We start from the raw sequence: 26641 nt of genomic DNA, 5'->3' as shown, positions 1-26641 counted from the left end.
TCACAGTGCGCCGCGACGGCTTTTGGCATAGGTATCGAATGCCACCGCCAGAACGATAATTAATCCGGTGATAATCTGCTGGTAGTAGGCCGAGACGTTCATCAGCACCAGGCCGTTAATCAGAATGCCCATAATGATGGAGCCGATAATGGTGCCGCCGATGCGCCCGTAGCCGCCCATCAGCGAGGTGCCGCCGATCACCACCGAGGCGATGACGCGCAGCTCAAAGGAGATCCCGGCCACCGCCTCGGCGCTTCCCAGACGCGCGCTCAGGATGAAGCCCGCCAGACCTGCCAGACAGCCGATCAGCACGTAGACGCTGACCAGCACGCGCTTGACGTTTACCCCTGCCAGGCGCGCCGCCTCCGGGTTGCCGCCGATGGCGTAGACGAAGCGGCCCCAGCGGGTTTTGTGCAGCGCCAGATAGCCGCCGACGGCGACGATGGCGAAGATCCAGATAGGAATAGAGATGCCGAGCAGCTCCCCGCGCCCCCACCAGCGGTAGCCTGGGTCGAAACCGGCAATCGGCGCGCCGTCGTTAATCACCAGCGTCAGGCCGCGCCAGATGGTCATCCCGCCGAGGGTAACGATGAACGGCGGCAGGCGCAGGCGGGTGACGCCCAGGCCGTGCAGGAAGCCAATCGCCGTGCCCATGGCCAGACAAATCCCCAGCCCAATCAGCCAGCTCATGCCGCCCCAGGCGTTCGGGTCAACGGTGGTGAAGTTGTCGCCTTTGATCACGTACGCCGCGGTCATGGCGCACACCGCCAGAATGGAGCCCACGGAGAGGTCAATCCCGGCGGTCAGAATGACGAAGGTCATCCCCACGGCCATGATCCCGTAGATGGAGACTTCGGTCAGGATGTTGAAAATATTGCGTTCAGAGAAAAAATTGCTGTTCTGCGACTGGAAGAAGATCAGCAGCAGGATCATGAAAATCAGCACCCCGAAGCGCTCGAAGAAGGCGATGGGATCGATGCGTCCGGCGCGTTTGACCGGGGCCTGCGTTTTAGAAATCATCTGCGTCATGAGAAACTCCGTTATGCCGCGTTCAGGGCGTTGTGGTTGATGGCCATCATCGTCATCAGCCGTTCTTCGTTAGCGTCGTCGCCGTGGATCTCGCCGGTCACCCGGCCTTCGCTGAGGGTGATGATCCGGTCAGACACCGCCATCACCTCAGGCAGATCGGAGGAGATCACGATCACCGCCACGCCCTTTTTCGCCATGTCAAACAGCACCTGGTGCACTTCCGATTTGGTCCCCACGTCGATGCCGCGCGTCGGCTCATCGACGATCAGCACCCGCGGGTTAAGCGCCATGCAGCGCGCGAGGATCACTTTTTGCTGGTTGCCGCCGGAGAGCTTGCGCACCTCCTGCTCGCTGTTGACCATTTTGATCTGCAGCGCCTGGCGGTAGGACTCAATCAGGTCGTCCTCTTTGCGGGTGTTCACGAACCAGCGCCACTGCAGCAGCGAAGAGAGGCAGGAGAGCGACAGGTTGTCGCGGATCGACAGCCCCAGCACCGCCCCCTCTTTTTTGCGATCTTCCGGCACCAGCGCCACGCCCTGATCGAGGGCATACAGCGGGTCGCGCGGCTGGTACGGCACGCCGTCCAGCTCAAAGCTCCCGGAGGTAAACGCGTCTGCGCCAAACAGGCAGCGGGCCACTTCGGTACGTCCCGCGCCCACCAGCCCGGCGATGCCCAGAACTTCCCCGGCGTGGACGTGGAAGCTGATGTCGTGCAGGGCAATGCCGTGCGGATCCAGCGGCGGCTTTTCGCGGCTAAGCCCCTTCACCGCCAGGCGGACGGGTTTGTCTTCATGATGCGTTTCGCTGGCGGGGCGACGATTAAAGGCCACGTCGCGTCCGACCATCAGGCGGATCAGCTGTTCGACGTTGGTCTCCGCCACCGCGCCGGTGCCGGTGAAACGGCCGTCCTGGAAAACGGTAAAGCGATCGCACAGCTGGAAAACTTCGTGCAGACGGTGGGTAACGTAAATAATGCTCACGCCGCGGTTTTTAAGCTCCCGCACCACGCGGTGCAGGCTTTCCACCTCGCTGTCGCTCAGCGCGGCGGACGGTTCGTCCATAATGATTAACCGGGCGTTGAGGGTCAGCGCCCGGGCGATCTCCACCATCTGCTGCTGGGCGACGCTCAGACGGGCGACCGGCGTGGTCGGCGCAACGTTCAGTTGCAGGTAATCGAGAATGACCTGCGCCTCCTGGTTGACCGCCCTTTCGTCGACGATCAGGTTACGCCTGCGCGGCTCGCGCCCGAGAAACATGTTTTCCGCGACGGTCATGTTGGGCAGCAGGTTGAATTCCTGATAGATGGTGATAATGCCCTTGTTCTGGCGCGCCACCGGGGAGTCGTCCACCGGCAGCGTTTCGCCGTTGAACCAGATATCCCCGCGGGTTTGCGGCTGCGCGCCCGCGAGCGCCTTCAGCAGCGTGGATTTCCCCGCCCCGTTTTCCCCCAGCAGGGCGTGAATTTCGCCGCTGCCGACGGTCAGCTGAGCGTTGCTCAGCGCCCAGACGCCGGAAAAGCTTTTTGCCAGGTCGGTCACTTTCAGTAAGGGTTGCGACATCTGTCTGCTCCTCCTCATGATGAGCCGCCAGAGGCGGCTCGGGACATATTAGTTACCGGCCTCACCGATACGCTCAGCCTGCTGCAGGTTCTCTTTGGTGATCAGCGTCGGCGGATAGTCGGCCCCGGTGATGGCTTTCTTCTCGCGCACGTTGGCCACCAGCTGGCTCATCGCCGTCTGCACCGCAAAGCCCGGACGCTGATCCGCCGTTACCGCCAGCCAGCCGTCGCGCACGCGGGCCAGCGCTTCCGGCACCGCATCAAACCCGGTCACCAGGATTTCCCCCGGCTTCACGCCCTGGCTCTGCAGCGCTTCAATCGCGCCCAGCGCCATATCGTCGTTGGCAGAGAGGATCACCTGCGGGCGCTTCGGCAGCGAAGGCAGCACGCTTTCAACGATGCGCATCCCTTCCGAACGCATCCAGTTCCCGGTCTGATCGGCGACGATCTTGTATTTATCCCCGCCCGCCTTCAGGCTGTCGCGGATCCCTTTGGTGCGTTCAATATTGGAAGAGGAGCCCGGCTGGCCGGTGAGGAGAATGATGTCCGCGCCGTTGGGGAATTTGGTTTTAACGAAGTCGCCAACCGCCTGGCCGCCCTTGTAGTTGTTGGCGCCAAAGTGCGGCACTTTCTTCTGGCTGTCGACGGAGCGGTCAAGGGTGACGATCGGCAGCTTCGCATCCTGAATTTCATCCACCGCGCTGGAGACCGCGTTCACGTCGTTCGGGGAGACGATAAAGCCTTGCGCCCCGCGGGTGATGGCGTTTTCCAGGTCAGCCACCTGCTTCGGCGAGCTGCCCTGTCCGTCCAGCACCTGAAGCTTCACGCCCATCTCTTTTGCGGCTTTCACCGCCGTGCGCTGCATGTGAACTTCAAACGGCATGGCCAGGTTTGGCGTACTGAAAACAATTTGCTCGTTTTCGGCGAGGGCGGCCCCGGACGTCATGGCGATGAGGGCGGCTACGATCAGTTTTTTCATTATTATGTCTCTCTGAGTAGGGTTGTTGTGTTTAGAGGACGATCTCGCGCTGGCTGCGCAGTGACTCCAGCGCTTTATCCGCAAGGTACAGCGCACGTTCACCATCATCGCCGCTGCAGTCAGGCACCGCTTCGCCGCGCAGGACCGCAACAAAGTGTTCCCATTCCGCGGCGTAAGCGGATTTGTAGCGCTGCAGGAAGAAGTGTTCCGGCAGCGCGCTGGTGCAGCCCTGTTTGCCGTAGTGCTGCACCTGGTTTTCCAGAATGTTGCCCGCGCACAGCAGCCCTTCGGAGCCGTGCAGCTCCAGGCGCTGGTCGTAGCCATAAGATGAACGGCGGCTGTTGACGATGGTCGCCATCGCGCCGGAGGCATATTTCAGAACGATAAACGCGGTATCAATATCCCCCGCCTCGCCAATCGCCGGATCCACCAGGTTGCTGCCCTGGGCATACACCGACACCGGCTCTTCGCCCATGATGAAGCGGGCCATGTCAAAGTCGTGGATGGTCATATCGCGGAACATGCCGCCGGAGACGCGCACGTACTCCGCAGGCGGCGGGGACGGATCGCGGGAGATGATGAGCAGCGATTCCGGCTTGCCGATGCGCCCGGCCTGCACGTCGGTTTTCACGCGGCGAAACTGCGGGTCAAAGCGGCGATTAAAGCCGATGAACAGCGGCACGTCGTACTCTTTGACCACCTTCAGGCAGTCGCGCACGCGGGCGAGGTCAAGGTGTACCGGCTTTTCGCAGAAGATGGCCTTGCCGTGGCGGGCGGCCATTTCAATCAGATCCGCGTGGGTGTCGGTGGCGGAGGCGATCAGCACGGCGTGAACGTTAGGGTCGGTCATCGCCTCGTTCAGGCTCTGCTGGCGGGCCTGATACTGCGCGGCGAGACGGGTGGCAAATTCCTGATTCGGGTCAACCACGGACCAGAGCGTGGTCGCGACGTGGCTGGCGATGTTAGCTGCATGTACCTGGCCAATTCGGCCAGCGCCCAGTAAAGCAATGTTAAACATAACGGCTCCCGGTGTTGGTGAATGCTGTGAACTAACGACCCTATAAATAAAACATTTATTTCATTTTTATAAATAGTGAAAATTATGTTTTTGAGTGTGGGTTAACACTTTTGAGATGAATGAGATAAATTTTGTTATCAATCTCACAACATGGAAGGACGTGCGGCAACTCCCCTCACCCCGGCCCTCTCCCCAATGGGGAGAGGGAGAAAAGTGCGCACCACACCATCCCCTCTCCCCTTTGGGGAGAGGGTTAGGGTGAGGGGAAAATGAAATGAAAATTTCGTTACGAAGAGAAAACTCAATACTGACGGGCTTTTTTCACCTGCGCCTGAGTGTGCTCTGCGGCTTCGCGCACGGCAGAAGACTCTGCCACCTGCGCGTCACCGGTTCGCCACCAGGAGGCGTAGTCGTGGGTCATGGTTTTCGGCAGCACCTTGATGTCCAGTAGCGTCGGGCCCGGATGCGCCCGTGATGCCTCAAGCGCCGCCAGCAGGCTTTGCTCATCGTTCACCCGCCACGCGCGGCAGCCGTAGCTTTCCGCGTTTTGCGCAAAGTCGACCTTCACCAGCGGCCCGTCAAGCCGCCCGGTTTCCGGGTTGCGCCGACGGTTTTCCGTGCCAAAGCTGCCCATGCCGTGCCCCATCTGCAGGTTGTTAATGCAGCCGAAGCTGGCGTTATCAAACAGCAGAACGGCGATCTTAATGCCCTCCTGAACGGCGGTTTGCAGCTCGGAGTGCAGCATCATGTAGGAGCCATCCCCCACCATGGCGTACACCGGCAGTTCGGGTCTGGCGAGCTTCGCGCCGAGGGCCGCCGCTATCTCGTAGCCCATGCAGGAGTAGCCGTACTCCAGGTGATAGCTGTCCGGCGTTTTGACCTGCCAGAGACGCTGTAAATCGCCCGGCAGCGAACCGGCCGCGCCCACCACAACGGCGTTATCTTCAATATGCTGGTTGATCAGCCCCAGCACCCGCGTCTGGGTCAGGCGGGTGTTGAGCGTCTCGCCGTATTCCGCCAGCTGCGCGTCCAGGTGCCCCGCCACTTCGGGCGCGTCGTCAGGACGCCACTGGCGATCCCACAGGCGGCGGCACTCGTCGCGCCAGGCGGACTTCGCCTCAGCTATCGCCTCTCCCCAGCCGCTGCGATAATCCCCGAGCGCGTGGGTTAAGGCCTGCAGCCCGGTTTGAGCATCGGCGATCAGCGCGGTCGCGTCCAGCTTCAGGGCGTCAAACTCGGCCACGTTCAGCAGCAGGAATTCGACGTCCGGGTGGGAAAAGAGCGCCTTGGAGCCGGTGGTAAAATCGGTCAGGCGCGTGCCGATGCCAATCACCAGGTCGGCCTGTGGCGCGAGCCGGTTGGCGGCCATTCCGCCCGTTACCCCTACGCCACCGAGATTAAGTGGGTGGTCACTTACCAGCGCCCCCTTTCCGGCCTGGGTTTCGGCAAACGGCAGCCGCAGCGTCTCGACAAATTCGCGAAACGCCTCATGCGCGCCGGAATAGCGCACGCCGCCGCCGCACACCACCAGCGGACGACGCTTGCGGGAGATCAGCGCCCGCGCCTGCGCCAGACGCTGCGGGTCAGGTGGACGGCGCTCAATATGGTGCACGCGACGCGCGAAGAAGCTCAGCGGGTAATCCCAGGCCTCCCCCTGCACGTCCTGCGGCAGGCAAATGGTCACCGCGCCGGTATTGGCGGGGTCAGTAAGCGTTCGCATCGCGCTTAGCATGGCGCTCATCAGCTGCTCGGGGCGGTTAATGCGGTCCCAGTAGCGGGAGACCGGACGGAAGCAGTCGTTGGTGCTGATGCTGAGATCGTGATACTGCTCGATCTGCTGCAGCACCGGGTCCGGCTGGCGGCTGGCGTAGATATCGCCCGGCAGCAGCAGCAGCGGGATGCGGTTTGCCGTGGCGGTGGCCGCCGCGGTCACCATATTGGCGGCGCCCGGCCCGACGGAGGAGGTGACGGCAAAAATGCGCTGGCGGCGGTGCTGTTTGGCGAATCCCGTCGCCATATGGGCAATGCCCTGCTCGTTGCAGCCCTGCATCACCTGCAGATGGCCCGGGTCCTGCTCCAGAGCCTGGCCGATACCCAGCACGTTGCCGTGCCCAAAGATGGTGGCCACGCCCTCCACGAAGGGCGTTTCGTTACCGTCCACGCTGACGTACTGTTGATTGAGGAACCGGACCAGCGCCTGGGCCATGGTCATACGTTCGGTTTGCATAAAACCTCCTGTCAGCCCAGCGTCGGCATGGAGAACGCAGCGCCTGTCTCCTGCTGCATTTCCGGCCAGCGCGCGGTGATGGTTTTCATTCGGGTGTAGAAGCGCACGCCGTCGCTGCCGTGAACGTTGAGCGCGCCAAAGATGGAACGCTTCCAGCCGCCGAAGCTGTGAAACGCCATCGGCACCGGGATCGGCACGTTGACCCCCACCATGCCCGCCTGCACCTCTTCGCAGAAGCGGCGCGCGCAGCCGCCGTCGCGGGTGAAGATCGCCGAGCCATTACCATATTCATGGCGGTTAATCAGATCCACCGCGCTGCTGTAATCTGCTACGCGCACCACAGAAAGCACCGGGCCGAAAATTTCTTCTTTATAGATGGTCATCTCCGGGGTGACGTTATCGAACAGCGTCGGCCCGACGAAGTAGCCCTGCTCGTGCCCCTTCACGCTGAAGCCGCGACCGTCCACGCGCAGTTTCGCCCCCTGCGCTTCCCCGCTGTCGATATAGCCCAGCACCTTGCTGCGGTGCGCGGAGGAGATGAGCGGCCCCATTTCGTTTTCCGGCGACTGGTCCAGGCCAGGCCCGACGCGCAGCGCGGCAATCTGTTTTTCCAGCCGGGCGCAGAGGTCATCGGCGGTTTTATCCCCCACCGCCAGCACCACCGAGAGCGCCATACAGCGTTCTCCCGCCGCGCCGTAGGCCGCGCCCATGATGGCGTTGGTCGCCATCTCCATGTCGGCGTCCGGCATTAAAATGCAGTGGTTTTTCGCGCCACCCAGCGCCTGACAGCGCTTACCGTGGGCGGACGCGGTCTGGTAAATGTATTCCGCAATCGGCGTGGAGCCGACAAAGCTCACCGCCTGCACGCGCGGGTCGGTCAGGAGCACGTCAACGGACTCTTTATCGCCCTGCACCACGTTGAACACGCCGTCCGGCAGGCCGGCCTCTTTCAGCAGCTGCGCCAGCGCGAGCGCCAGAGAAGGATCTTTTTCCGACGGCTTTAGCACGAAGGTGTTGCCGGTCGCCAGCGCAATCGGGAACATCCACATCGGCACCATCGCCGGGAAGTTAAACGGCGTGATCCCGGCGCAGACCCCGAGCGGCTGCATCAGCGAGTGGCTGTCGACGCCGGTTCCGACGTTCGCCGAGTGTTCGCCCTTTTGCAGATGCGGGATGCCGCAGGCAAACTCCACCACTTCCAGGCCGCGGGTCAGCTCGCCCACCGCGTCGGAGAAGACCTTGCCGTGCTCTTCGCTGATGATGCGGGCCAGGCGATCCATGTTCTCTTCCAGCAGCGCCTTGAAGCGGAACATCACGCGCGCGCGCTTCAGCGGAGCATGGCGCGCCCAGGCCGGAAACGCCTGCTGCGCGGCGGCAATCGCCTGTTCGGTTTCCTGCGCCGAACTCATCACCACCTGGCGGATCTGCTCGCCGGTGGCCGGGTTGAAGATCGCCTGAACGCGCTGGCCTGAACCGGTGACACATTCGCCGTGAATAAAATTCGCTACCGTCTCCATCCTTAACCTCTCGCTGTTGATACGTGACTGTGACCTGAACACTGTGTACTGAACACTATATATGAAACAAATATTCCATTTTAAGTTGAAATAAAATAAATGATGATTATTGTGATCACGGATGGATTTTTATGTTAACAGCCAGCACCACTGACGTAGCGTGCGCTATTAAGGAATTTCGGGCGAGGAAATGACTGAAGTTTCTGTTTCATTTTTGCTGCCAGATGGATGGCCGACATTTAAAAGACGCGGTTTTGCGTTTAGAATCATAAGACTGTATTTGGGGGATAAGATGACGACAGCAACCAGCCTGAACGAACTGCAGCAGCAAATCCGCGATCGCTACGATAGCCTGAGCAAGAGGCTGCAGCAGGTCTCCCGCTACGTGCTGGATAACACCAACAGCGTGGCCTTTGATACGGTTGCCGTTATTGCCGAGCGCGCCGACGTGCCGCCCTCGACGCTGATCCGCTTTGCCAACGCCTTTGACTTTACCGGCTTCAACGAAATGAAACAGCTGTTTCGCATGAACCTGGTGGAGGAGACCGCCAGCTACAGCGACCGCGCCCGGCTGTTCCGCGAAATGGAGAGCGAGGCCGTGCCGGAAACGCCGCTCGATATCCTGCAGGAGTTCGCCCGCTCGAACGCGCAGGCGCTACAGCAGCTGGCCGCCCGTGCCGAACCGGAGATGCTGGAGCGTGCGGTACAGCTATTGGCCGACGCCGACACCATCTACATCGCCGGACTGCGCCGCTCCTTTAGCGTCGCCGCGTATCTGACCTACGCCCTGAGCCATCTGGAGTGTCGCCCTATCCTGCTCGACGGCATGGGCGGCATGCTGCGCGAGCAGATCAGCCGTATTAAGGCACGCGACATCGTGGTGTCGATCAGCTTCTCGCCGTACGCGGAAGAGACGGTGATGGTCAGCGAAACCGCTGCCAGCGTCGGCGCGCGGCAGATCGTGATTACGGACAGCCAGATAAGCCCCCTGGCGACGTTCAGCGATCTCTGCTTTGTGGTGAAAGAGGCGCAGGTGGATGCGTTCCGGTCTCAGTCGGCGACGCTGTGCCTGGTGCAGTCGCTGGTGGTGGCGCTGGCGTATCGGTTGGGTGGCGGGGAGAAATAGCCCCTAATGCCGTTTGGTGGGCCGGGTAAGGTATAGCCGATACCCGGCCGCCTGAAGAGCATCAGCCAGACATTAACGGCTCCTTATCTCGGGGCAATCAGAATAACTGACGGAAGCGAGGGAATTCAGACGTTGCCCCGTAATCTGTAACACGCGCAATAAAAGCATGATGCCGCGGCGGGTATCAGGATCGTTGAGCATGGCAAACACCTGCCGAAGCGAAATATCTCCTTCCCGGTTAATTTGCTCTCCCCAGGCCATGCGTAGCGCGGTTCCCCCTTCCCAACCGACGGTGACCACATCTTCAAACACGCCAGCCAGCTTTTCGACCATCGCGGTATCGGTCATTTCCAGCATGTCTGCTGCTAAGGCCAGCAGATCAACCAGATTATTCAGGCGATTGCCTGCCATCAGCGGGGCGAGGCTTTTTAATAACTGTTCCTGTTCACTCATCAGAACATCCCCCTCACGACACCCCAATAGAGACCACGGTTAAAACCGTTTCGCAGCATGCCGCCGAGTTTCGTCGCAGGCATGGGCGTCACGTCATTGCGATAGTCATACACCAACGGCATACCGGCCCAGAGCCCCATCTGCGCAACGGCCTGAACCCGTCCATCGTAATGGTTACCGCTTCCGGGCGGTCTGCCGTACAGCTCCGCCACAATGTTATCGGCAACGATCGGCGCCTGGTTGTGGCACGATCCCCCGGCTTTACTGATCGGGAGATCAACGGTATCGCCGATCACATACACCCCTTCCAGGCCGTAGACGCCCAGCGTTTGGTGATCCGTCGGCAGCCAGCCTTCACCGTTCTGAACCTCACTGAGTCCCGTATTACGCACCGCTTCGACCGCCCTGATGGGAGGCGTTGCCATCAGGATGTCGAAGTTCTGCGAGTCGCCCTCGGCGGAATAGGCAATTTTGCTGTCAGGATCGACATGGCTTAAGGTAAAGCCGCGCTGGTGCTGTATTCCTTTGGCAGCAAAAATATCGCCCAGCGCCTCCCCAACCGGACGCTGCAGGAACAGGCAGTTTCGCAGCAGCTGCGCGACTGTCGGATAGGTATAAACAATCTCAACCTGATTACGTACGCCGCGCTGGCGAAGATAGTCGTCAACCATAAGCGTGGTTTCAATGGGGGCGATGCCGCACTGATGGGGAACATTCGGCGTTTCCGGGAAAGAGACGGTAATAAATATTCGCCCCTTTTTAATGGTGGAGAGCTTATGCGCTAATTGTCTTGCCGCCGCGTATTGATAAAAATGATCGCCCGCTTCGGCAAGGCCGGGGATCTTTTGCGGGAAAGGCGTGCAGCCGGTTGCGATAACCAGCAGATCCCAGTCGTAATGTTGCTTACTGGCACCGTACAGTCGACGCTGTTTAAAATCGAACGACTCAATCTTATCGGTAATAAATCGAATTTCCGGACTCAGTAATTGCCGTTCAGGCCGGGCCAGCTCATGATGATGGAAGAGGTTAAACGCGACATACATAAACGCGGGTTTGTAGTAATGCACCGGTGATTCGGAAATCAGTACCAGCTCTACCTGACCGGCAGCAATTTCACGTCGTAATTTTCTGGCCAGCAGGTTGGCAACAATGGTTCCTCCCGTGCCGCCGCCGACAATCATTATGCGGTTTTTCATTCCTTTATTCGCTCATGGTAGTGAATGGGAATTCACGTAACCAGACCGCTTCACTGTTACGCTCAGCTAAAGGGTAGTAACAGAGTAATATTCCGCAATACAACTTTTAACGAGAAATTTAATTTTGACAATTACATCATCATTTATAATGTACGCTACAAAATATAATTTATATCCCTATAAGTAGTCTCTTCCTGTGGTCGCTTTTTATCACCATTATTCGCCAAAGAGCAGCTTTGTGTACTTTTTAGATACAGCCCCGGAGCGCTGTCCGTTCGCGCCATAATAGCGATCTTCACGGCACAGTCGTTCCTTAACATCGCAGAAAATACCGTTGGCAAAGGTGAATTCGGTCAGATCGACATTGCTCGACGTGAACACCTCGTTTGCAGCAGCCTTCTTACCGAGATACGTCTCTGTCAAATCGCGGGATAATCCCTTGTCATTGGCGCATACATATCGGTCGCAGAGCACGCCCGATACTGGCGACTTGAGCCTGGCGGGGGTTCTGGCCTGGGCGGACATGGCGGACACGGCCAACAGCGCGGCCATAGAGCATGCGAGAATTGACTTGTTCAAGATGATAATCTCCGTTGGTTAATGAGTGTCGGCTTTGCACGGGGCGCGGTGGAACCATTCATAAGGGGTGTAATATCCTGGATGGTTCTGAGTTTCAACACGAAATGCCCCGTTTAGCTTTTTGGTGACCTAACAGTTGTCGAAAGTTCGGCTCGGAGGCAATTGTAAGGGCCCTATCCAGGTGAGTCATGCGATTTTAGAGACCTGAACTACTATGCTCTAAAGGGAGTGGGCTTGTGGGGGTTAGATCAGGAGTGAGTGGGACTCGGAAGTTTACATTTAGTAAATAAGAAGACCGCGTAATCTTTAAACCGTTGCATGTACACACTGAAACATAACGTCCAAGACGGCAAGACATCTTTGAGTACGAATCTTGTTGAAACAATATTTATAATGGAATAACATTCCTGTTCATTAAATAACTTGCAAACATTGACATCAATTTTTGATAAAGGCAATTTAGTAGGAGGTGTTTTATGTTCGAATCAATCAAATGTTTTGCTTTTTCATCAAACAATCTAGGCAGTTTAGTTGCAGGACTTTTGGTATTTTTCATTAGTGCCATTATCGTTTTCTTAATTAAAGACAAATTAAAAAAACCGCCATCATTTTCTGGTGTTTTTTATTTGAAAATAAAAACAGAACAGACAGCAATGAACAGCTATAAAGGATTATCTTCATTCTTTGTTCTTACATTAATTAACGAGTCAGCGACAAAAGCAATTGGAAAAATAGAAAAAATATATGACATAGAACCAAACGGTTATATGAGACCATATACAGGCAAAGACAGGAACACAGGTGATGTTGTGTTAACAATAGAGCGGTATTACCTAGGAAGAAACAAAATGAATATACATATATCTTTAAAAGGTGATGCTAATGGTGCCCAAAGGCCGTCATCACTCGTAATTTCTTTAAATAGAGCCAAGCTAAAAACCAGCGGTGTTTTTACAACGACAGCCGCCGACTCCACAGGCACCGCTGTATTTCAAAATGAAAAGTTTTAAGATAAAAAATGAAATTGTTTCTGACACTACTTACCATCCCTCACCTAATTGCGTGCTTTTTTTTATCCAAGAATAAAAGCATTATTAAAGATTTAGTTAAATGTGTTGATTATATAAAAAAAGAGAAAAAATCATTCTCTATGATAGATGACTATTATTACCATGTATTAATCACAGCAGAAGATCACAGAAATCCCATACACTATGGTATAGATCCAATCGCTATCATTAGATGTATTTATCTGCGACTGACAAAAAGAATAACTCAAGGAGGAAGCACAGTAGAACAACAACTAGTCAGGACATTAACCGGTAGATACGAGAAAACGCTTCGTCGAAAAATTAGAGAACAAGTAATTGCCATACTATTAAGCAAAGCAGTACAAAATAAAAAACACATAGGTAAAGCATATTTGCATTGTGCTTATTTTGGACATACTAAAGTTGGTTTTTCCAAATTATCCGTGTCAGACAAAAAAGATCCAAGTGAACTAATAGCCAGATTAAAATACCCGACTAGAAAAAATGAAGATCCGTGTAGTAGTAAAAAAATAAAGAGAAGAAAAGAATATATTGACGATATGTTAAAGAAACAGGTCATTTTTTTAGAAAAAAGGCATACTGATGTAATCTAAACCCCTTATGGCTCATTTTTGCCTAATATTTCTGATACAAAAATTGGCAGAACTGTCTTTTGTCTTATATTAAAAAACCCGCACTTAGAGAGTGCTATTTTAACGCAAAGCAGATCACATTAACTCTTTGATGGGCTGAAACTGACTCTCTAAGTGAAAATGTAAGCATTGGCGCAACTTCCCTCTTAGCAGAACCTGGCTACGCCTAAATTAGTATTTATGCACCTTTCGCTCTCATCTTAGCATCGGCCATTTCTTTGGCCGGGGACTTTCCATCAGCAACCATTTGCTTCATCAAGATGCTCGCACGCTTTCCCAACACCATAACGACATTTCTTGTCCGCGATTAATCGAGTCGTTAGGCCGCGGTAATGACAGCTATCTTATAGACAATCACAGCCATTAACATTGTAAATAGTATCTTTAGGTTAGAGCTGGAGCAGCAAAGTATCAGATGTAATTCATTGCATTAATTATAAATCATACCCCCTCAAACATACCATGTTCAAACCATGCCTCGTATTATCACATATAGTCAAACGCACCTAAATGAAGTAAAAAAGCCCTCAATTAAGAGGGCTTAGAGGTGTTTTACTGCTTTTACGTACAGGCTGTTACCAGACGTAAAATCATTCCCACTCAATCGTAGCAGGTGGCTTACCGCTGATGTCATACACCACGCGGGAAATACCGTTCACTTCGTTGATGATGCGGTTAGACACGCGGCCTAAGAAGTCATACGGCAGGTGCGCCCAGTGCGCGGTCATGAAGTCGATGGTTTCAACCGCACGCAGGGAGACAACCCAGTCGTACTTACGGCCATCGCCCATGACGCCGACGGAGCGAACCGGCAGGAACACGGTGAACGCCTGGCTCACTTTGTTGTACAGGTCAGCTTTGTGCAGCTCTTCGATGAAGATAGCGTCCGCGCGACGCAGCAGGTCGCAGTACTCTTTCTTCACTTCGCCCAGCACGCGCACGCCCAGACCCGGACCCGGGAACGGGTGACGGTAGAGCATGTCGTACGGCAGACCCAGTTCCAGACCGATCTTGCGCACTTCGTCTTTGAACAGTTCGCGCAGCGGTTCAACCAGGCCCATTTTCATCTCTTTCGGCAGGCCGCCCACGTTGTGGTGAGATTTGATGACGTGTGCTTTACCGGTTGCGGAGGCCGCAGACTCGATCACGTCAGGGTAGATGGTGCCCTGCGCCAGCCACTTCACGTCTTCCAGCTTCAGCGCTTCTTCGTCGAACACTTCCACGAACACGCGACCGATGATCTTACGTTTCGCTTCCGGATCGTTCTCGCCTTTCAGCGCGTCCAGGAAGCGCTGCTCGCCTTCCACGTGAACAATGTTCAGACCGAAGTGGTCGCCGAACATGTCCATAACCTGCTGGGCTTCGTTGAGACGCAGCAGACCGTTGTCCACGAACACGCAGGTCAGGTTTTTGCCGATGGCGCGGTGCAGCAGCATCGCGGTCACGGAGGAGTCCACGCCGCCGGAGAGGCCGAGGATCACTTTGTCATTGCCAACCTGCTGGCGGATACGCTCAACGGCGTCGTAGATGATTTTTGCCGGAGTCCACAGAGCTTCACACTGGCAGATGTCACGCACGAAGCGCTCCAGCATGCGCATACCCTGACGGGTGTGGGTCACTTCCGGGTGGAACTGCACGCCGTAGAAGCGTTTTTCTTCGTTCGCCATGATGGCAAACGGGCAGCTTTCGGTGCTGGCAACGGTCACGAAGTCAGACGGGATGGCGGTAACTTTGTCGCCGTGGCTCATCCACACGTCCAGCAGCGGTTTGCCGTCTGCGGTCAGGGAGTCTTCGATACCGCGCACCAGCGCGCTGTCGGTCACAACTTCTACTTGTGCGTAGCCAAACTCGCGCTCGTTGGAGCCTTCTACGTGGCCGCCCAGCTGCATTGCCATGGTCTGCATACCGTAGCAAACGCCGAATACCGGCACGCCAGCTTCGAACACGTACTGCGGCGCACGAGGGCTGTTCTCTTCGGTGGTGCTTTCCGGGCCGCCGGACAGGATGATGCCGCTTGGATTGAATTCGCGAATCTGTGCTTCCGTGACATCCCACGCCCACAGCTCACAGTAAACGCCCAGTTCACGTACGCGACGCGCCACCAGCTGAGTGTACTGAGAACCGAAGTCCAGGATGAGAATGCGATGTTTATGAATATTTTCCGTCATTGACGCTAATTCCGAGGCAAGTGAAACAAAAACAGAGCGCCCGGCAGAAGCCGGGCGCGGAAACTTATCAGGAGCCCAGACGATAGTTCGGGGACTCTTTGGTGATCGTCACGTCGTGAACGTGGCTCTCCTGGATACCCGCACCGCTGATGCGTACGAATTCCGCTTTAGTACGCAGCAGGTCAATGGTACCACAGCCGGTCAGACCCATACAGGAGCGCAGGCCGCCCATCTGCTGGTGAATGATCTCCTTCAGACGGCCTTTATAGGCAACGCGACCTTCGATACCTTCCGGTACCAGTTTGTCAGCGGCGTTATCGGTCTGGAAGTAACGGTCAGAGGAACCTTTGGACATCGCGCCCAGGGAGCCCATACCGCGGTAGGATTTGTAAGAACGCCCCTGGTAGAGTTCGATTTCACCCGGGGATTCTTCGGTACCGGCCAGCATGGAGCCTACCATCACGGCAGCTGCGCCCGCGGCGATCGCTTTAGCGATGTCGCCAGAGAAGCGGATACCGCCGTCAGCGATAACCGGAATACCGGTGCCTTCCAGCGCTTCAACCGCGTCAGACACGGCGGTAATCTGTGGAACGCCCACGCCGGTCACGATACGCGTGGTACAGATAGAGCCAGGGCCGATACCCACTTTCACCGCGCTGCAGCCAGCGTCAGCCAGCGCGCGAGCGCCTGCGCCAGTGGCCACGTTACCGCCGATGATCTGCAGGTCAGGGTATTTGGCACGGGTATCACGAATACGCTGCAGAACGCCTTCGGAGTGGCCGTGAGAGGAGTCAATCAGCAGGACGTCAACGCCCGCAGCAACCAGCGCGTCAACGCGCTCTTCGTTACCGGCACCTGCGCCAACCGCAGCGCCAACGCGCAGACGGCCATGCTCGTCTTTACAGGCGTTAGGTTTACGTTCTGCTTTCTGGAAATCTTTAACGGTGATCATGCCGCGCAGGTGGAAGCTGCTGTCAACAACCAGCGCTTTTTCAACGCGTTTTTCGTGCATTTTTGCCAGCACCACGTCGCGGGTTTCACCTTCGCGAACGGTAACCAGACGCTCTTTTGGCGTCATGTACACGCTGACAGGCTGGTTCAGGTCAGTCACGAAACGCACGTCACGACCGGTGATGATACCGACCAGCTCGTTCTCTTCGGTCACAACCGGGTAACCGGCGAAGCCGTTACGTTCGGTCAGGGCCTTCACTTCGTGCAGGGTAGTGGTTGGCAGAACGGTCTGTGGGTCAGACACGATGCCGGATTCATGTTTCTTCACGCGGCGAACTTCTTCCGCCTGACGTTCGATAGACATGTTTTTGTGAATAAAGCCAATGCCACCTTCCTGTGCCAGGGCGATAGCCAGGCGCGCTTCAGTCACGGTGTCCATTGCCGCAGAGAGCATAGGAATGTTCAGGCGAATGGTTTTCGTCAACTGCGTGCTGAGATCGGCAGTATTCGGCAGAACGGTGGAGTGAGCGGGAACGAGGAGGACGTCGTCAAACGTCAGTGCTTCTTTAGCGATACGTAGCATGGGCAATATCTCTGACCTGGGTGGTTAAATATTGCCGTGGCATTATACAGAGCGTAACCGATTGCATCCACACTTTTTTAAAAAAAATGCTTGCGCTCACCTCTCAGCAGGTTACTATCGACTGAATAACTTGCTGATTTAGAATTTGATCCCGCTCACATGTTATCCTCTCAATCCCCCTCAATTTATACTGTCAGCCGCCTTAATCAGACGGTGCGTTTGCTGCTTGAGCAGGAAATGGGGCAGGTCTGGATCAGCGGTGAGATCTCTAACTTCACGCAGCCGTCCTCCGGACACTGGTACTTTACCTTAAAAGACGACACCGCCCAGGTGCGCTGCGCGATGTTCCGCAACAGCAACCGCCGCGTCACGTTCCGCCCTCAGCATGGCCAGCAGGTTTTGGTTCGCGCCAATATCACCCTGTATGAGCCGCGCGGCGATTATCAAATCATCGTCGAGAGCATGCAGCCTGCGGGCGAAGGCCTGCTGCAGCAGAAGTATGAACAGTTAAAAGTCAGGCTCTCTGCCGAGGGGCTGTTCGACCAGCAGTATAAAAAACCACTGCCCTCCCCTGCCCACTGCGTTGGGGTTATCACCTCGAAAACCGGTGCGGCACTGCACGATATTTTGCACGTACTGAAGCGTCGCGACCCTTCCCTGCCCGTCATCATCTACCCGACCGCCGTTCAGGGTGACGATGCGCCGGGCCAGATAGTTCGCGCCATTGAGCTGGCGAACGCCCGTCAGGAGTGCGACGTGCTCATCGTCGGGCGCGGCGGCGGCTCGCTGGAAGATTTATGGAGCTTTAACGACGAGCGCGTGGCGCGGGCAATTTTTGCCAGCCTTATCCCCGTGGTGAGCGCCGTCGGCCACGAAACGGACGTAACGATAGCCGATTTTGTGGCGGATCTGCGCGCGCCTACGCCGTCAGCGGCGGCGGAAGTTGTCAGCCGCAACCAGCTGGAGCTGCTGCGTCAGATTCAGAACGGTCAGCAGCGTCTTGAGATGGCGATGGACTACTTCCTTGCCAACCGTACCCGCCGCTTTACCCAGCTTCATCATCGACTTCAGCAGCAGCACCCGCAGCTGCGTCTGGCGCGTCAGCAGACCGTGCTGGAGCGCCTGCGCCAGCGCATGAACGTTGCGGTGGACGCGCAGCTTAAGCGCGCGGTATCGCGCCAGCAGCGCGTAACCCAGCGCCTGAACCAGCAGAACCCGCAGCCGAAAATTTATCGCGCGCAAACGCGTATTCAGCAGCTGGAGTATCGTCTTGCGGAGACTGTCCGCGCGCGCCTGAGCACCACCCGCGAACGCTTCGGCAATGCGGTGACCCATCTTGAAGCGGTCAGCCCCCTCTCCACGCTGGCGCGCGGCTATAGCGTGACGACGGCGACGGACGGCAAAGTGCTGAAGCAGACCAAACAGGTAAATACCGGCGATGTGCTGACGACGCGTCTTTCAGACGGCTGGGTAGAAAGCGAAGTGAAATCAATTAAACCGGCGAAAAAGACGCGTCAGCGTAAAACCGGATAATTCTTCGCCGGTTACTTACTATACTGCTGCTATTCCCTTTTTTAATAAGGAGAGCAGCATGCCCCATCTTCATAGCGTTATTCCCCCTTATATTCTTCGTCGTATTATTGAAAGCGGTTCCGAGCCGCAGCAGCGCTGTGCCCGTCAGACCTTAACCCACGTCCAGACGCTGATGGCCCACATGCCCGGCAAACCCGCCGCGCCGCACGTGAATAAAGCCGGACAGCTGGAGCGCGATATTTACGACGCGAAGCAAACCCAGGAGCTGCCGGGTACACAGGTGCGTTACGAAGGCCAGCCGTCCAACGGCGATGTGGCGGTGGATGAAGCCTACGATTATTTGGGTGTTACCCATGATTTCTTCTGGAAAGAATATCAGCGTGATTCGCTCGATAATAAAGGGCTTATTTTGACCGGCACCGTGCATTACGGTCGGGAATATCAGAACGCCTTCTGGAACGGTCAGCAGATGGTATTCGGCGACGGTGACGGGGAAATATTTAACCGCTTTACCATCGCCATCGACGTGGTGGCGCACGAGCTGAGCCACGGCGTGACCGAGACCGAAGCCGGGCTTATCTATTTTGAACAGTCGGGCGCGCTGAACGAGTCTCTGTCGGACGTGTTTGGCTCGCTGGTCAAACAGTACCATCTGAAGCAAACCGCCGATAAAGCTGACTGGCTGATTGGTGAAGGGCTGCTGGCGAAAGGGATCAACGGCAAAGGGCTGCGCTCAATGTCTGCACCCGGCACCGCCTATGACGATCCTCTGCTCGGCAAAGACCCGCAGCCCGCACACATGAAAGATTTCATTAAAACGCGCGAGGATAACGGCGGCGTGCATCTGAACTCCGGCATCCCCAACCGGGCATTTTATCTGGCCGCGACGGCGATCGGCGGCTACGCCTGGGAAAAAGCGGGTTATGCCTGGTACGACACGGTTTGCGATCGCAATCTGGCGCAGGATGCGGATTTTGAGGCCTTCGCAAAACTGACGATCGCGCACGGAGAGAAACGCTCCGGCGGCGACGCTGGTGCGGCCATTAAACAAGCCTGGGAACAGGTGGGAGTGTTGTAAATGCAGGTTCCGGAACTGACGGATGACGCCGTGGTTGAGCTGGCCCGGGAAGGCGGCGTCGCTTTTATTCCCAAGCTGAGCGGACAGCGCACCATCGCGCTATCCTCCCTCAATGAGGCCCAGCGCCAGCGGCTGGTGAGCATCCTGGAGCAGGCTTTTCCACGCGGCCAGCCGCCCGGTCAAGCCTCTTCACCCGGCAGCGGCGACCAGCGCTATTTCCGCATCCAGATTATCTGGACCGGGCAAAATCAGGCGCACTACGCCGATATCATCGTGCTGGTGCCAGAGCAGGAAGCGCCCGAGTCGTTGGTCGAGCTGTGGAAGAAAGGCGAAGGCTGCGTGTGTGATTAACCTTCGGCCCGAACAAATTCCACGCGTTTTTTAGAGATAAGACCGTGGCCGTTCTGGCAGAAATAGTCCACCGCCCCGCAGGCTTTTAATACCTGGAGTGGCTGATGACACTCCGGGCAACGGGCTTCAAGCGCGATGTCCTTATTACAGCTTTCGCAGTGTGCCACCCCGTTCAGGGGCTCAAGCGGTGCCTGGCAATCCGGGCAGGTAATCGTCATGGTGACTCCTTAAAAGCGTTCAGATCTGCGGTAATTTTACCACGTTGCGTTCAGTGCGGGCCACGCAGGTGCTGCTGTAACGCCAGCAGCAGCGTCACTTCCTCGACCCTGCGGCGCGTCGTGCGGCTCACCTCTTGCGGATCCCGTTCAAACAGGCTGTTGGCGCCCAGGATATGCTCTGCAAGACAGTGTTCGTAGATCGTGCCGGGAATGTTCCAGCGTTGATGCGTGTCGCCATTCATCAGATCCAGCACATCTTCAGCGCCGTGCCGGTCGTAGCTGATGGTCCGCCCGTCGCGCAACCAGAGCCGTAAGCCTTTTTGCCCGCCGGCGGGTCCCGCGTATTTGTTAAGCCAGATATCCACCGGCACGCCGCTGATGCTTCCCTGAAGATGCGCCTCACCTTCCGCCGTGGTCAGGTCGCCTTTTGCAATATCGCGACCCAGGCGGTCTTTAGTCGTGACAACCCGCAGCGTCATCTCATCATTCCCGCCCAGATAGCGCACCGTTTCGCGCAGCATCGCCAGCACGTGCGTACCGATATCCAGAATCACGCCATCAGGGTGGCGAAGCGTACGCGCGTCCGGCTCGCCCGTAGCAAAGTTAAGCGCGATGGGTTCTCCGGCGGCGTTATATCCGCTCGGCTCCTGCAAAAAACCGTCGATTTTGACGATGTCAGAGATGCTGCCTACAAGCGACCGCTTCACCGTTTCGATGCGCGCCATCCAGTGATCGAGCGCCAGCACGCGGGATGCCGCGTCGGGGTTCGCCAGCAGCGCGTTGAGCTTTTCTATTTGGGAAAGCGTGGCGACAATCGGTTTTTCAACCACGATGCGGGAAACCGATGAGGCGAGAGCGTGTTCAAGCACCTCAAGATGGTGCAGCGACGCCGTGGTAATAAACAGGGTATCAAGCGGCCGGGAGAGAAGTTCAGCCAGTGTGGCACAGCGCGTTACGCCCTCCGGCTGTTTTACGGGCTGGATATCAAAGCCTAAACAGTGAGGGGGAGTATCAAAGATTTTTCGTATTGCGGGCAGGTAAGCTGTTTCAACGACTGCGCCAAGACCGACAAACCCTAACAGCATGTTCTTACCTCGTCGAATAAATTGCCGGGGCATAACGCCGCCCCGGCAAGATCGAGGTTTATGAGGCGTTAGCTGCCGGTTTAGTCTGTGCATTTTCCAGCATGCGGCGCACCGGAACAATGAGGACGATCAGTACCGCGGCACAAATCAGCAGCGCGACGGAGCAGCGGGCAAAGAGATCCGGCAGCATATCCAGCTGATCGGCCTTCACGTGGCCGCCAATCAGGCCCGCCGCCAGGTTACCCAGCGCGCTGGCGCAGAACCACAGCCCCATCATCTGGCCGCGCATTCTTTCCGGCGCAAGCAGCGTCATAGTCGCCAGGCCAATCGGGCTCAGGCACAGTTCGCCGAGCGTCAGCATCAGGATGCTGCCCACCAGCCAGAACGGTGACACGCCCGCCCCACCGCTGCTCAGCACGTTCTGTGCCGCCAGCATCATCAGGCCAAAGCCCGCCGCCGCGCACAGAATACCGATAACAAACTTGGTGATGCTGCTCGGACGAATGTTTTTGCTCGCGAGCTTCGGCCATGCCCAGCTAAACACCGGTGCCAGCAGGATGATGAACAGGGCGTTGATCGACTGGAACCACACCGCCGGGATTTCAAAATCACCAATCATGCGGTTAGTGTAGTCGTTGGCAAACAGGTTGAACGAGGTTGGCTTTTGTTCGAACGCGGACCAGAAGAACGCCGCGGAGATCAGCAGAATAAAGCAGACCAGCAGCCTGGCGCGCTCTTTACGGTTCAGCCCCGCAAAAACAAACAGATAAATAAAGTAGAGGGCTACGGACGCCGCAATCACGTAGACCAGCACGCTGGCTACCGCGACCGGGTTAATCACAATCACGCCCTGCGCAATCAGCGTCACGATCGTTGCCACGCCTGCCGCCAGCGCCAGCAGCCAAACGCCCACGCCGTTACGCTTTACCACCGGGCTGTTCCAGGTAGAGTCGAGGCCGACTTCGCCGTCATAGCGCTTCATTGCCGGAACGGCAAACACGCGGAAGATAATCAGCGCCACCAGCATCCCGATGCCGCCAATACCAAAGCCCCAGTGCCAGCCGTGGGTTTTGATCAGCCAGCCGGAAATCAACGGCGCGATGAACGAGCCCATGTTGATACCCATATAGAACAGCGAGAAACCGCCGTCACGACGCGCGTCCCCTTTTTTATACAGGGTGCCGACCATCACTGAGATACAGGTCTTAAACAGCCCGGAGCCAAGCACGATGAACATCAGGCCGATAAAGAACAGGTTGTTCCCCATCACCGCTGAGAGCGCGATCGACAGGTGTCCGAGCGCAATCAGGATCGAACCGTACCAGACGGCTCTCTGCTGACCGAGCCAGTTATCGGCCAGCCAGCCGCCCGGCAGCGCGGCCAGGTACATGGTACCGGCAAAGATACCGACAATCGCCGAGGCGTTTTCACGCGCCAGGCCCATCCCGCCGTCATAGACGGTGGCGGCCATAAACAGGATCAGTAACGGACGGATGCCGTAAAACGAGAAACGCTCCCACATCTCGGTGAAGAACAGGGAACCGAGCGGATACGGATGGCCGAAGAACGTTCGGCTCTCTTTTTGATTAACAGTGGATTGCATAATTCTCCCGAAAGGTATGTCGTCGTGCTTGTAAACACCAGCAGGTACGCCGGCCAGTTACGTATCTGGCCGATTTTTTACATGTGGCGAAAAGTTAGTTAACCATTTGATAACCAGGCGCTAGTTTTGTCTAGTACCGGACCCTGGACTTTAAGATGAAAATTCGACGATTGTCTACTTTCTTAGATTTAAACTTGGTTAAAAGTGAATAGTGATTGACTTCACACAGAGAAAACCGACGGTATGATTTGGCAAAAAAAAGCCCGCGATAATCGCGGGCTTTCGTGAAGCAGGCAAAGCTTATTTGCTTTTCTTAATGTGCTTAATCAAGCGCTTACGCTTACGCATCTGGTTTGGCGTCAGGGTGTTGCGCTTGTTGGCAAACGGGTTTTCCCCTTCCTTAAACTGGATACGGATAGGCGTGCCCATTACGTCCAGCGATTTACGGAAGTAGTTCATCAGATAGCGCTTGTAGGAATCCGGCAGGTCTTTCACCTGGTTACCGTGGATCACCACGATTGGCGGGTTATAACCACCGGCGTGGGCATATTTCAGCTTCACGCGACGGCCGCGCACCAGCGGCGGCTGATGGTCTTCTGCAGCCATATTCATGATGCGGGTCAGCATCGCGGTGCTCTGACGACGGGTGGAGCTGTCATACGCTTCACGTACGGATTCGAACAGGTTACCGACGCCGCTGCCGTGCAGCGCAGAGATAAAGTGCACGCGGGCGAAGTCGATAAAGCCCAGACGGAAGTCGAGGGTCTCTTTCACCTGCTCGCGCACTTCATTGCTCAGGCCATCCCACTTGTTGACCACGATAACCAGTGAGCGCCCACTATTGAGGATAAAGCCGAGCAGAGAGAGGTCCTGATCGGAGATACCTTCACGCGCGTCGATGACCAGCAGCACAACGTTGGCATCTTCGATCGCCTGCAGGGTTTTGATAACGGAGAATTTTTCCACCACATCGGTGATTTTCCCGCGCTTACGCACCCCGGCGGTGTCGATGAGGACATACTCACGCTCATCGCGCTGCATAGGGATGTAGATACTGTCACGGGTGGTGCCCGGCATGTCGTAAACGACCACGCGCTCTTCACCCAGAATACGGTTAGTAAGCGTAGACTTACCTACGTTTGGACGACCCACGATAGCCAGCTTGATCGGCAGATCCTGCGGGTTGAAGTCGTCTTCAGGCTCTTCTTCGCCCTCTTCTGCGTCTTCGAACTGCGCCCAGTATTCAGCGTCTTCGTCGACTTCTTCCGGCGGGTTCACTTCATCAACCCACGGCAGCAGCACGGTTTCCAGCAGGCTGGTCACGCCACGGCCATGCGATGCCGCAATCGGGTAGATTTCACCCAGGCCCAAAGACCAGAAATCCGCGACGGCCTGATCGGCATCGATACCGTCAGTTTTGTTCGCCACCAGGAAGGTCGGCTTTTCGCGTGAACGCAGGTGTTTGGCAATAGCGGAGTCCGCCGGCATCAGGCCAGCGCGCGCATCCACCATAAACAGCACCACATCCGCTTCTTCAATCGCCAGCAGCGACTGTTCCGCCATGCGGGTTTCAACGCCGTCTTCTGTGCCGTCAATACCACCGGTATCAATACAGATGAACTCGCGTCCTTCCACCTCTGCACGACCGTACTTACGGTCACGCGTCAGCCCCGGGAAATCCGCAACCAGCGCATCACGGGTGCGTGTTAAACGGTTAAAAAGAGTGGATTTTCCAACGTTAGGGCGCCCGACAAGCGCGACCACAGGTACCATGTTTGAAGCCTCATAAAATTCAAAATAACGTCGCTTTCGCGGCGTTTTTAAAAATGTCAAAACGGCTCCTGAGTGAACAGGAGCCGTTTAGTATACTACAACCGCTGGGTAATTAACGCGTGATCGCGTACAGCGTGCCGTCTTTTGCCTGAATCAGCAGTTTGCCGTCGGCCACAACCGGATCGGTCAGGAAACCGGAGCTGTCGACTTTTTGCTGCGCAACAAAGCGGCCGTTATCCGGATCGATCCAGTGCATATACCCTTCGCTGTCACCGACCACCAGGCTACCGTTGTACAGCGCTGGCGCGGTCAGCAGACGGTGCAGCAGATCGCTTTGCGTCCACAGCGTCACGCCGCCTTCGGTGCTCAGCGCCAGCAGACGGTCGTTCTGATCGACCATATAGATGCGGTTACCCTCAACGATGAAATCGTTCACAGAGCCCAGCTCACGTTTCCACATGATTTGGCCGCTGCGCAGATCCATCGCGGTCAGGTTGCCGTTATAGGCCAGCGCGTACACCACACCGTTAACGATGACCGGCGTTGTGTCTACGTCGCTCAGACGATCAATTTCCGTTGAGCCAGTGGCCTGAGAGATACGCTGCTGCCAGATCATCTGGCCCTGCTGCATCAGCACTGCGCTCACGCGACCGTTGTCACCGCCCACAACGGCAGCACCAAATGCGGTAGCTGGGGCAGATTCGCCGCGCAGAGAGAGCGCAGGCATATCCAGGTTAACGGTCCATTTCACCAGACCGTCCGCTTCGTTCAGCGCCTGCAGCTGGCCGTTGCTGGTATGAATCAGCACCAGGCCGTCGCTCACCACCGGACGAGACAGGGATTCACCCGCTACGGTTGTTTGCCAGGCAATGGAGCCGTCGCTGCTGTTCAGCGCATAAACCTGCGCTTTTTCGCTGCCCACGTAGACATGACCACCCGCAACGGTCAGACCGCCAGACAGGAGTGCAGGTTTACGGGAGAACCAGCCGTCTTTTTCCGCCAGGTTAACGGACCAGACTTCTTTCCCGTCATCGGCGTTCACCGCTTTCACGGTACCTTTGCGGTCAGCAGCATAGACAACGCTGTCTGCATACGCCGGATGAAGGTTGGAATAGAAATCACCAATCCCATTGCCCACGGAGACATCCCACGCGGTGGATGGGGTAAACTGGTTTTCAACCGTCGGCAGTGGGGACATTTTCACAACGTCTTCTTCGCCACTGAACAGTGAACAACCACTCAATAACGTAACAGAAAGCAGTCCTGGCAGAAGTAATTTACGCAATTGCATCGGGTCCCTCTCAGACGGACAAATTATTTATTTTCATCTGCATCATTTCGCTCAGCGCAGGTGAAGCATTGCTCTCTACGCCAGCTTGCCACGCTTTACGCGCGCCCGCTTTGTCACCTTTGCTCAGCAGTGCTTCACCGCGCAGATCGGCAACGATGGCAGCAAAACCTTCGCCTTTGATGGTGTCGAGCGTTTTCAGCGCATCGTCAACTTTCTTCTGCTGAACCTGAATACGTGCCAGGCGCAGATTGATCACCGCTTTCAGGTTCTCATCGCTGGCCGCAGCAAGGCTCTGAGAGAGCTGAGCAGCAGCTTTATCCAGTTCGTTCTTATCAACGTACTGCTGAGCCACTTCCAGCGCAGCCAGTGCACCGTAGGTGTTTTTGTTGTCAGCCGCAAATTTTTCTGCCGCAGCCAGCGTTTGCGGCTGATCGGCACGAATTGCGCTAACGGTAGTTTCATAGGACAGTGACGCGCCGCGCGCGGAATCCGCCTGATGATTGTTCCAGTAACGCCAGCCCACCAGCGCACCGACACCTAAAATAACCCCAACAACCAGCGCTTTGCCGTTTTCAACAAAGAAGCGTTTAATCGCGTCGACCTGATCGTGTTCGTTCTCGTAAATTTCCACGCAGTCCTTC

At 56.5% G+C, this 26641-nt stretch carries 23 protein-coding genes; 6 read left to right on the top strand and 17 right to left on the bottom strand.

The window, feature by feature from the left end; all coding sequences use genetic code 11:
- From NQ230_RS06275 to NQ230_RS06250, 6 genes are all read right to left on the bottom strand, one after another.
- Nucleotides 1–1029 (bottom strand): ABC transporter permease, encoded by a 1029-nt coding sequence (locus NQ230_RS06275; RefSeq protein WP_028014045.1) that lies wholly within the window; start codon nucleotides 1027–1029, stop codon nucleotides 1–3.
- An 11-nt stretch (nucleotides 1030–1040) separates the two neighbouring features.
- Complete coding sequence (locus NQ230_RS06270; protein WP_257260462.1) at nucleotides 1041–2588, bottom strand: sugar ABC transporter ATP-binding protein; 1548 nt, start codon at nucleotides 2586–2588, stop codon at nucleotides 1041–1043.
- Nucleotides 2589–2636: 48 nt separating this feature from the next.
- On the bottom strand, nucleotides 2637–3566 hold the full coding sequence (locus tag NQ230_RS06265; RefSeq protein ID WP_023333011.1) for a sugar ABC transporter substrate-binding protein: 930 nt from the start codon (nucleotides 3564–3566) through the stop codon (nucleotides 2637–2639).
- 31 nt (nucleotides 3567–3597) lie between these two features.
- Nucleotides 3598–4584, bottom strand: coding sequence for an inositol 2-dehydrogenase (gene iolG / locus NQ230_RS06260; protein WP_257260459.1), 987 nt, complete (start codon nucleotides 4582–4584; stop codon nucleotides 3598–3600).
- A gap of 301 nt (nucleotides 4585–4885) precedes the next feature.
- Nucleotides 4886–6811 carry a 3D-(3,5/4)-trihydroxycyclohexane-1,2-dione acylhydrolase (decyclizing) gene (gene iolD / locus NQ230_RS06255; protein ID WP_257260457.1) on the bottom strand — a complete coding sequence of 642 codons (1926 nt, stop codon included), beginning with the start codon at nucleotides 6809–6811 and terminating at the stop codon, nucleotides 4886–4888.
- 11 nt (nucleotides 6812–6822) lie between these two features.
- Nucleotides 6823–8328 carry a CoA-acylating methylmalonate-semialdehyde dehydrogenase gene (locus NQ230_RS06250; protein WP_257260456.1) on the bottom strand — a complete coding sequence of 502 codons (1506 nt, stop codon included), beginning with the start codon at nucleotides 8326–8328 and terminating at the stop codon, nucleotides 6823–6825.
- A 292-nt stretch (nucleotides 8329–8620) separates the two neighbouring features.
- On the opposite strand from NQ230_RS06250, the gene NQ230_RS06245 reads away from it, so the two are divergent.
- On the top strand, nucleotides 8621–9454 hold the full coding sequence (locus tag NQ230_RS06245) for a MurR/RpiR family transcriptional regulator (protein ID WP_023338648.1): 834 nt from the start codon (nucleotides 8621–8623) through the stop codon (nucleotides 9452–9454).
- Nucleotides 9455–9526: 72 nt separating this feature from the next.
- Here NQ230_RS06245 and NQ230_RS06240 read toward each other — a convergent pair whose 3' ends face one another.
- The 3 genes from NQ230_RS06240 to NQ230_RS06230 form a co-directional block, all read right to left on the bottom strand.
- Nucleotides 9527–9907 (bottom strand): DUF1641 domain-containing protein, encoded by a 381-nt coding sequence (locus tag NQ230_RS06240; RefSeq protein ID WP_257260453.1) that lies wholly within the window; start codon nucleotides 9905–9907, stop codon nucleotides 9527–9529.
- The gene (locus NQ230_RS06235) at nucleotides 9907–11103 is read right to left on the bottom strand and encodes an NAD(P)/FAD-dependent oxidoreductase (protein ID WP_159514683.1); all 1197 of its coding nucleotides are present in this window, start codon (nucleotides 11101–11103) and stop codon (nucleotides 9907–9909) included. The genes NQ230_RS06240 and NQ230_RS06235 overlap by 1 nt, the downstream gene beginning before the upstream one ends.
- A 216-nt stretch (nucleotides 11104–11319) precedes the next feature.
- On the bottom strand, nucleotides 11320–11682 hold the full coding sequence (locus NQ230_RS06230) for a YcgJ family protein (protein ID WP_306671193.1): 363 nt from the start codon (nucleotides 11680–11682) through the stop codon (nucleotides 11320–11322).
- 476 nt (nucleotides 11683–12158) lie between these two features.
- On the opposite strand from NQ230_RS06230, the gene NQ230_RS06225 reads away from it, so the two are divergent.
- Nucleotides 12159–12692, top strand: a complete 534-nt coding sequence (locus tag NQ230_RS06225; protein WP_257260452.1) for a hypothetical protein — start codon at nucleotides 12159–12161, stop codon at nucleotides 12690–12692.
- A gap of 8 nt (nucleotides 12693–12700) precedes the next feature.
- Complete coding sequence (locus NQ230_RS06220) at nucleotides 12701–13327, top strand: transglycosylase domain-containing protein (RefSeq protein WP_257260451.1); 627 nt, start codon at nucleotides 12701–12703, stop codon at nucleotides 13325–13327.
- Nucleotides 13328–13956: 629 nt separating this feature from the next.
- Here the strand turns inward: NQ230_RS06220 and guaA are convergent.
- On the bottom strand, nucleotides 13957–15534 hold the full coding sequence (gene guaA, locus NQ230_RS06215; RefSeq protein WP_257260450.1) for a glutamine-hydrolyzing GMP synthase: 1578 nt from the start codon (nucleotides 15532–15534) through the stop codon (nucleotides 13957–13959).
- Between the two features lie 67 nt (nucleotides 15535–15601).
- Nucleotides 15602–17068: an IMP dehydrogenase gene (guaB, locus tag NQ230_RS06210; protein WP_023333022.1), complete on the bottom strand. Its 1467-nt coding sequence runs from the start codon at nucleotides 17066–17068 to the stop codon at nucleotides 15602–15604.
- A 159-nt stretch (nucleotides 17069–17227) separates the two neighbouring features.
- Between guaB and xseA the strand changes: the two genes are divergently transcribed.
- Genes xseA through NQ230_RS06195 form a run of 3 tightly spaced genes read left to right on the top strand, consistent with a single transcriptional unit; the run spans nucleotide 17228 to nucleotide 20030 of the window.
- Nucleotides 17228–18601, top strand: coding sequence for an exodeoxyribonuclease VII large subunit (xseA, locus tag NQ230_RS06205; RefSeq protein ID WP_257260447.1), 1374 nt, complete (start codon nucleotides 17228–17230; stop codon nucleotides 18599–18601).
- A 58-nt stretch (nucleotides 18602–18659) separates the two neighbouring features.
- Nucleotides 18660–19679, top strand: coding sequence for a M4 family metallopeptidase (locus NQ230_RS06200; protein ID WP_257260446.1), 1020 nt, complete (start codon nucleotides 18660–18662; stop codon nucleotides 19677–19679).
- Entirely contained in the window at nucleotides 19680–20030 is a 351-nt protein-coding gene (locus NQ230_RS06195; RefSeq protein ID WP_024908659.1) for a protealysin inhibitor emfourin, read from the top strand. It begins immediately after the preceding gene.
- Here NQ230_RS06195 and NQ230_RS06190 read toward each other — a convergent pair.
- The 6 genes from NQ230_RS06190 to NQ230_RS06165 form a co-directional block, all read right to left on the bottom strand.
- Complete coding sequence (locus NQ230_RS06190; RefSeq protein WP_023294288.1) at nucleotides 20027–20248, bottom strand: zinc ribbon domain-containing protein; 222 nt, start codon at nucleotides 20246–20248, stop codon at nucleotides 20027–20029. The two genes, NQ230_RS06195 and NQ230_RS06190, sit on opposite strands and share 4 nt — an antisense overlap.
- 50 nt (nucleotides 20249–20298) lie before the next feature.
- On the bottom strand, nucleotides 20299–21333 hold the full coding sequence (locus NQ230_RS06185; RefSeq protein WP_257260443.1) for a Gfo/Idh/MocA family oxidoreductase: 1035 nt from the start codon (nucleotides 21331–21333) through the stop codon (nucleotides 20299–20301).
- A 58-nt stretch (nucleotides 21334–21391) separates the two neighbouring features.
- Entirely contained in the window at nucleotides 21392–22936 is a 1545-nt protein-coding gene (locus tag NQ230_RS06180) for a peptide MFS transporter (protein ID WP_032659418.1), read from the bottom strand.
- 300 nt (nucleotides 22937–23236) lie between these two features.
- Nucleotides 23237–24709, bottom strand: coding sequence for a ribosome biogenesis GTPase Der (gene der / locus NQ230_RS06175; protein WP_126329988.1), 1473 nt, complete (start codon nucleotides 24707–24709; stop codon nucleotides 23237–23239).
- Between the two features lie 112 nt (nucleotides 24710–24821).
- Nucleotides 24822–26000 carry an outer membrane protein assembly factor BamB gene (bamB, locus tag NQ230_RS06170; RefSeq protein ID WP_213328058.1) on the bottom strand — a complete coding sequence of 393 codons (1179 nt, stop codon included), beginning with the start codon at nucleotides 25998–26000 and terminating at the stop codon, nucleotides 24822–24824.
- A gap of 10 nt (nucleotides 26001–26010) precedes the next feature.
- A complete protein-coding gene (locus tag NQ230_RS06165) occupies nucleotides 26011–26631 on the bottom strand; it encodes a YfgM family protein (RefSeq protein ID WP_121425149.1) in 621 nt (206 codons plus the stop codon).
- Nucleotides 26632–26641 lie beyond the last annotated feature (10 nt).

Origin of the sequence: Enterobacter asburiae (genome assembly GCF_024599655.1) — a bacterium.
Lineage (GTDB): Bacteria > Pseudomonadota > Gammaproteobacteria > Enterobacterales > Enterobacteriaceae > Enterobacter > Enterobacter asburiae_D.
This window is presented reverse-complemented; position numbering and strand designations above follow the sequence as displayed.

Excerpts from the sequence above, each read along its gene's own strand:
- NQ230_RS06275 (WP_028014045.1), bottom strand. The coding sequence starts at position 1,029 with ATGACGCAGATGATTTCTAAAACGCAGGCCCCGGTCAAACGCGCCGGA.
- NQ230_RS06270 (WP_257260462.1), bottom strand. The coding sequence starts at position 2,588 with ATGTCGCAACCCTTACTGAAAGTGACCGACCTGGCAAAAAGCTTTTCC.
- NQ230_RS06265 (WP_023333011.1), bottom strand. The coding sequence starts at position 3,566 with ATGAAAAAACTGATCGTAGCCGCCCTCATCGCCATGACGTCCGGGGCC.
- iolG (WP_257260459.1), bottom strand. The coding sequence starts at position 4,584 with ATGTTTAACATTGCTTTACTGGGCGCTGGCCGAATTGGCCAGGTACAT.
- iolD (WP_257260457.1), bottom strand. The coding sequence starts at position 6,811 with ATGCAAACCGAACGTATGACCATGGCCCAGGCGCTGGTCCGGTTCCTC.
- NQ230_RS06250 (WP_257260456.1), bottom strand. The coding sequence starts at position 8,328 with ATGGAGACGGTAGCGAATTTTATTCACGGCGAATGTGTCACCGGTTCA.
- NQ230_RS06245 (WP_023338648.1), top strand. The coding sequence starts at position 8,621 with ATGACGACAGCAACCAGCCTGAACGAACTGCAGCAGCAAATCCGCGAT.
- NQ230_RS06240 (WP_257260453.1), bottom strand. The coding sequence starts at position 9,907 with ATGAGTGAACAGGAACAGTTATTAAAAAGCCTCGCCCCGCTGATGGCA.
- NQ230_RS06235 (WP_159514683.1), bottom strand. The coding sequence starts at position 11,103 with ATGAAAAACCGCATAATGATTGTCGGCGGCGGCACGGGAGGAACCATT.
- NQ230_RS06225 (WP_257260452.1), top strand. The coding sequence starts at position 12,159 with ATGTTCGAATCAATCAAATGTTTTGCTTTTTCATCAAACAATCTAGGC.
- NQ230_RS06220 (WP_257260451.1), top strand. The coding sequence starts at position 12,701 with ATGAAATTGTTTCTGACACTACTTACCATCCCTCACCTAATTGCGTGC.
- guaA (WP_257260450.1), bottom strand. The coding sequence starts at position 15,534 with ATGACGGAAAATATTCATAAACATCGCATTCTCATCCTGGACTTCGGT.
- guaB (WP_023333022.1), bottom strand. The coding sequence starts at position 17,068 with ATGCTACGTATCGCTAAAGAAGCACTGACGTTTGACGACGTCCTCCTC.
- xseA (WP_257260447.1), top strand. The coding sequence starts at position 17,228 with ATGTTATCCTCTCAATCCCCCTCAATTTATACTGTCAGCCGCCTTAAT.
- NQ230_RS06200 (WP_257260446.1), top strand. The coding sequence starts at position 18,660 with ATGCCCCATCTTCATAGCGTTATTCCCCCTTATATTCTTCGTCGTATT.
- NQ230_RS06195 (WP_024908659.1), top strand. The coding sequence starts at position 19,680 with ATGCAGGTTCCGGAACTGACGGATGACGCCGTGGTTGAGCTGGCCCGG.
- NQ230_RS06190 (WP_023294288.1), bottom strand. The coding sequence starts at position 20,248 with ATGACGATTACCTGCCCGGATTGCCAGGCACCGCTTGAGCCCCTGAAC.
- NQ230_RS06185 (WP_257260443.1), bottom strand. The coding sequence starts at position 21,333 with ATGCTGTTAGGGTTTGTCGGTCTTGGCGCAGTCGTTGAAACAGCTTAC.
- NQ230_RS06180 (WP_032659418.1), bottom strand. The coding sequence starts at position 22,936 with ATGCAATCCACTGTTAATCAAAAAGAGAGCCGAACGTTCTTCGGCCAT.
- der (WP_126329988.1), bottom strand. The coding sequence starts at position 24,709 with ATGGTACCTGTGGTCGCGCTTGTCGGGCGCCCTAACGTTGGAAAATCC.
- bamB (WP_213328058.1), bottom strand. The coding sequence starts at position 26,000 with ATGCAATTGCGTAAATTACTTCTGCCAGGACTGCTTTCTGTTACGTTA.